Annotated in this window: 5 protein-coding genes; all 5 read left to right on the top strand. The window is 56.6% G+C overall.

The window, feature by feature from the left end; translation table 11 throughout:
• Positions 1-241: carbamoyltransferase C-terminal domain-containing protein (locus M0974_RS15580; protein ID WP_297838407.1), on the top strand; the 241-nt coding region annotated here is incomplete at its 5' end.
• A complete protein-coding gene (locus tag M0974_RS15575; protein ID WP_297838404.1) occupies positions 225-1,355 on the top strand; it encodes a glycosyltransferase in 1,131 nt (376 codons plus the stop codon). The genes M0974_RS15580 and M0974_RS15575, both read left to right, overlap by 17 nt.
• Entirely contained in the window at positions 1,355-2,251 is an 897-nt protein-coding gene (locus tag M0974_RS15570) for an antimicrobial resistance protein Mig-14 (RefSeq protein ID WP_297838402.1), read from the top strand. The genes M0974_RS15575 and M0974_RS15570 overlap by 1 nt, the downstream gene beginning before the upstream one ends.
• Before the next feature lie 8 nt (positions 2,252-2,259).
• Complete coding sequence (locus M0974_RS15565) at positions 2,260-3,678, top strand: PIG-L deacetylase family protein (RefSeq protein ID WP_297838411.1); 1,419 nt, start codon at positions 2,260-2,262, stop codon at positions 3,676-3,678.
• Between the two features lie 30 nt (positions 3,679-3,708).
• Positions 3,709-4,665 carry a glycosyltransferase gene (locus M0974_RS15560; RefSeq protein ID WP_297838399.1) on the top strand — a complete coding sequence of 319 codons (957 nt, stop codon included), beginning with the start codon at positions 3,709-3,711 and terminating at the stop codon, positions 4,663-4,665.
• Positions 4,666-4,833: the final 168 nt, after the last annotated feature.

Genomic DNA, 4,833 nt, shown 5'->3' with positions numbered 1-4,833 from the left:
CCGCGCTCAGGTGCTGGAGCGCAAGTTCAACCCACGCTACTACGACATGATGAAGGCGCTGGAAGAGTTGACCGGCAACGGCGTGTCGCTGAACACCTCGCTCAACCGTCGTGGTGAACCGATGATCTGTTCGCCGACTGACGCGCTGAACATGTTCTTCGGCTCCGATCTCGAATACCTGATCATGGAAGACATCCTCGTACTCAAAGACGGTGTAGACGCTTATGACACGTTCGGCTGATCGCCATGTGCTGCAGTTTTGTCACGGCTATGGCGAGCCGTTTCTTGACTGCGCCCGGCAATACGCCAGCTTGTTTTCCGGTAAAGGGTATCGGGTTACCACGGTATTTCTGACCGGCGCCGCCGATTCCGAGGTGGCAGCTGCTTGCGCCTCGGATGAAGTGTTATTTCTTGAGTACAGCTCCAAGGCCATTCGTGGCCTTAAGCTGGGGGCAATTCGCGATCTGCGCAAAATCGCCTCCTCGCGCTCATTCAGTTTTTGCATCGCCCATCGTTTTAAACCGGTGTACATCGCACTGCTGGCGACCCGCCTTCCAGTGATAGGCGTGCACCATGCGTTTGGCGACTATCATCGCCGCACCCGCAAACTGTTCGCGCATATCATGCGCTGGCGTTTGAGCCTGCTGGGCGTATCTGATGCGGTGCGTGACGACATCCGTAAAAGCCTGCCGAAATGGCCGACCGGGCGCATTCAAACCCTTTACAACCGTATTGACGTCGAACAGTTGCAGGCCGCTCAGTTACCCGCGGCCCAAGCGCGCAAAGAGTTAGGGCTGTCGTCGTCTGCGTGGATTGTCGGTAACGTCGGTCGCTTGCATCCAGACAAAGATCAAGCAACCTTGCTCCGCGGTTTCGCCCTGGCGCTACCGAATCTGCCCACAGAAAGCCAACTGGTGATACTTGGCACAGGCCGCCTGGAGCAAGACCTCAAAGAACTGGCGCTGGAATTGGGCATTGGTTCGCAGGTGTTGTTCCTCGGCCAGATTCCTGAGGCTCGGCGCTTTTACAAAGCGTTCGATGTGTTCGCGCTGAGTTCGGACCACGAACCGTTCGGCATGGTCCTGCTTGAAGCCATGGTGGCCGGTGTTCCGCTGCTGGCAACCGCTGCTGGCGGCGCCAAGGAAGTGGTCGAGGGTGTCGGTATTCTGTTCCCGTTGGGCGATGAACAAGGCCTTGCCCAAGGCCTGATTCACTTGGCTACGCTGGATGAGCAGCAACGTGCAGCCTGTGCTGAATTGATGTTGATGCGGTTGCAAGAGCGCTTCTGCGATCAAGCTGTGCGCGATGTGTTCTGGCGCTTGCCGCAAGTCACTAGCCTGACTGCGGAGTCGTAATGCTCAACCGATTTCAAGGATGGCGTGAGCGTGGTTGGACCCTAATCGATGCGCCGACTTATGCACAGGTCTGGCAACGTTTTGGCGGCAGCGTCGCCACTCACCCTTTGGTGATTGAGCGCTTGGCCGCACTGGCCGAGATCCCCGTGCGTTATCTGGGTTGGGAGCGAGGCGGCGAATGGCAGGCAGCAATTGCGACGTGGGGTCGCTCATTGGCGTTGTCCAAGGACGTGCTCAAGCGCGCAGGCAAAAAGGGCTTGTTCGACTTGGGCAATGCCGAGCTGATATTGCCAGTAGCTGCGGGTGCCCAAGTTGAATTGCGCCACCGTGGACGCTACCTCTCGGCCCTGAACGAAGGCCGTGTCAGCACCCTGAAACCTCAGGCTGAATCTCTGGCCATGGCCCGTGCGCCGGAAGACCTATCGAAGAAGTTTCGCTACAACCAGCGTCGTGAATTGCGTCTGCTGGAAGAGGCGGGTGGCGTGGTGCGGCCGGTCACTGACTTCAGCAGCGCCGAGTTGGCCCGTATGTATTGCGACCTGTTCCAGCGGCGTTGGGGTTTCGCGGCCACTGGCGCAGAACGCATGGCCGACGTGATTGAGTTGCTACGAGAGCTGATGATAGGCTCGGTGCTGTTTTTGAATGACACGCCTATTGCCATTCAACTGGTGTACCGGGTCGAAGCGCCAGAGTGGATCAGCGTCGAATACATCAATGGCGGCGTCGATCCAGAGAATCGTGGCTTCAGTCCCGGCAGCGTCCTTAGCTTCCTTAATACCCAAAGTGCCTGGGAACACGCACGCGCCAGCAATAAACCGCTGCGTTTTTCTTTCGGGCGCTCCGATCGAGAGTACAAGGACCGATGGTGCAACCCTATGCCGGTATTCCAAGTATGAATAAACGCCTGAGCCGCAAGGAGCAATTGCTCAAGCGCCATCGTCGTAACAAGCGTGTGGCTTTGCTGATAGGCCTGGTGCTGCTGATTGTGGTTGGTATGTCGGTGGTGTGGTGGTTGCCCTTGCTGCTAGCCGTGGTGGCATGGGTCGGCCACGAAGCCTGGTTTGCCGACTATCTGTTTTACTCACCCAAAGACGATTATCAATATCGCTTCCCGGCTGACAGCGAACAGCTGAACGTGCGGTGGCAAGGTGAATATTTACGGTTGGGAGATCCACTGACGCTGGTCGGCGATGAAACCCTGATCCTTGGAATACCCATCAAAAGCTCATGGCTCGGGCGTTTTATTGATCCTGCCATTGATGTGCTAGGTGCCGACGTGACCGATCGGCAAACCTTCGAGCGTGGCGTCGATGGTTTGCGTTACCTGAACTTGACGGGATGTGGTGCTGCACTGGTGGATGGCTCGCTGCGTTTGCGCGGGCGGTATTGCCGGTTGCCGGGACGGCCGAGGTTATGGCTGTTTCGTCACGCCGATGCCCGTCGTCAGCGCGTCATGGTGATTGCACCGCATGCCGACGATGCTGAGTTGGCGGCGTTTGGTGTTTACAGCCACGCCGATGAAGCTTGGATCGTGACCCTGACCGCCGGTGAAATCGAAGCCGAACATTACCAGCAGATGGGCATGTCGCGTGCCGAAGCGGCGCGGATCAAAGGCCGGCTAAGGGCGTGGGACAGCATTACCGTGCCACGCTGGGGCGGCGTGCCTGAAGCGCACTGCGTTCAGCTCGGGTATTTCTGCTTGCAACTGCCCGCCATGCAAGCCGCGCCGGATCAACCCATTGCCTCCCGTGAAGCTGAGTTGGGCGATACCCGATTGTTCCGTCAATTCAATCCGATGCTCTTGCCTGGCGACGCTGACGGCGCCCCGACCTGGAACAATCTTCTGGCAGATTTACGCGCGTTGATATTGAAAGCTCGCCCAGAAGTTTTGGTGATGCCGCATCCATCGATGGATCCGCACCCCGATCACATTTGCGCACAAGCGGCAGTGCTTGAAGCGTTGCAGGGCTTGGAATGGCAGCCGCGCACTATTCTCGGTTATGCCAATCACCTTCATGATAACGACCGTTGGCCCATGGGCGATGCTTACAGCGGTGTCAGTCTGCCGCCGTATTTTGGGGCCGCTGATTTGATGGATAAATTGATTCCCTACAGCGTTGAGCTATCACCTTCGACGCAACGGGACAAGGCCATGGCGCTGGGCATGATGCACGACCTACAGCCGCCACCGCCGTTTAAGCGCCGGGTTCGCCGTTGGTTGCAGCAGATACTGGTTGGCCGTCGTTGGCCGGCGGAAGGCGAAAACGAATTTTTCAGAAAAGCTGTCCGCCGACACGAGTTGTTCTGGCGCAGGGATATTTGATTCAGCAGGCACCGCGCTTCGAGGAAACCAATGAAAGTTCTATTTTTGGTGCAAAAGGACCAGCGCGCTATTCTGGATCGTTTGTACGAAGGCGTTGCGCAGCACTGCGAATGCGATCTGCGCTGGTTGGATTCTGCGCAGCAGCGCAATTTGCGTGGCTACTTCCGGCGCGAAGTGGACGTTACACGCTACGATCGCATCGTTTTTTTCCTTCGCTTCAAGCAAGAGATTCGTCAGGTAGCGTTCATTCGCACGGTACCTAATCTGGTCATCCTCGAACACGACGCCTATCAGAACTATATCCAGTGCAAATACACCGGCAAGTTCAGCGCGCACTATCGCAAGCTACCGTGGGCGCGAGTGATGAGCTCTGGGTTTATGGTCAGCGAGCGCTTGCGCAACGAAGGTTTCGATGCGGTGTTCGTTCCCAAAGGCTACGACCAACAGTTGTTACAGGATCAAGGTCGCGAGCGCGATATTGAACTAGCCTTTGTCGGCAGCACCAGCAGTGTCGCCTACAGCGGCCGCAAAGCATTGCTCGACGAGCTTGGCCGGGTAGAACCGTTGGTCGTGACCCGCACTAAGTCAGGCGATGAATACCGCGATACCTTGAACCGGATTCGGTATTTCGTCAGCGCTGATGTGGGCATGGGCGAATACATGATCAAAAATTTCGAAGCTATGGCCTGTGGCTGCGTCTTGCTGGCGTTCGATCAAGGCGCCGCTGAAAACGCCGCGCTAGGATTGCAAGACATGCACAACGTTGTGCTTTACAGCAGCATCGCGCAGTTGCAGGAAAAGCTTGCGGTGCTTCGGGCTGACTCGGATTTGGCAGCGCGAATAGCGGTCAACGGCCGAAACCTAGCGGTGTCGCAATTCAGTTTCGCAGCTATAGGTAAACGTGTTGTCCAAGAGCTTGAACCTGCTTTGCGTGTCCAACCTCAATCAGGCTGGTTTGAACGATTTCGTAGGTCGTTGGGAATTTGAAGCCGCCGATGGACTCTATCTATTGGGTTTGACGAGAATGGGACCTGAGGGCGATGCTGCGTCGATCATGGCGCGCTTTGCAATAAGGCTCAAGACGTGTGAGCGGAGGTATGAGTGTTGGAAAAATACGTTTACATATTTGAAAACTCTGACAGTAAATAGTGATGG

The sequence above is a fragment of the Pseudomonas sp. genome (genome assembly GCF_026224925.1).
In the GTDB taxonomy this organism is placed as follows: domain Bacteria; phylum Pseudomonadota; class Gammaproteobacteria; order Pseudomonadales; family Pseudomonadaceae; genus Aquipseudomonas.
Note: the sequence above shows the minus strand (reverse complement) of the source record. Positions and strands in the feature narration are given on the sequence as shown.

Coding starts and splice junctions, on each gene's coding strand:
- M0974_RS15575 (WP_297838404.1), top strand. CDS start 225: ATGACACGTTCGGCTGATCGCCATGTGCTGCAGTTTTGTCACGGCTAT.
- M0974_RS15570 (WP_297838402.1), top strand. CDS start 1,355: ATGCTCAACCGATTTCAAGGATGGCGTGAGCGTGGTTGGACCCTAATC.
- M0974_RS15560 (WP_297838399.1), top strand. CDS start 3,709: ATGAAAGTTCTATTTTTGGTGCAAAAGGACCAGCGCGCTATTCTGGAT.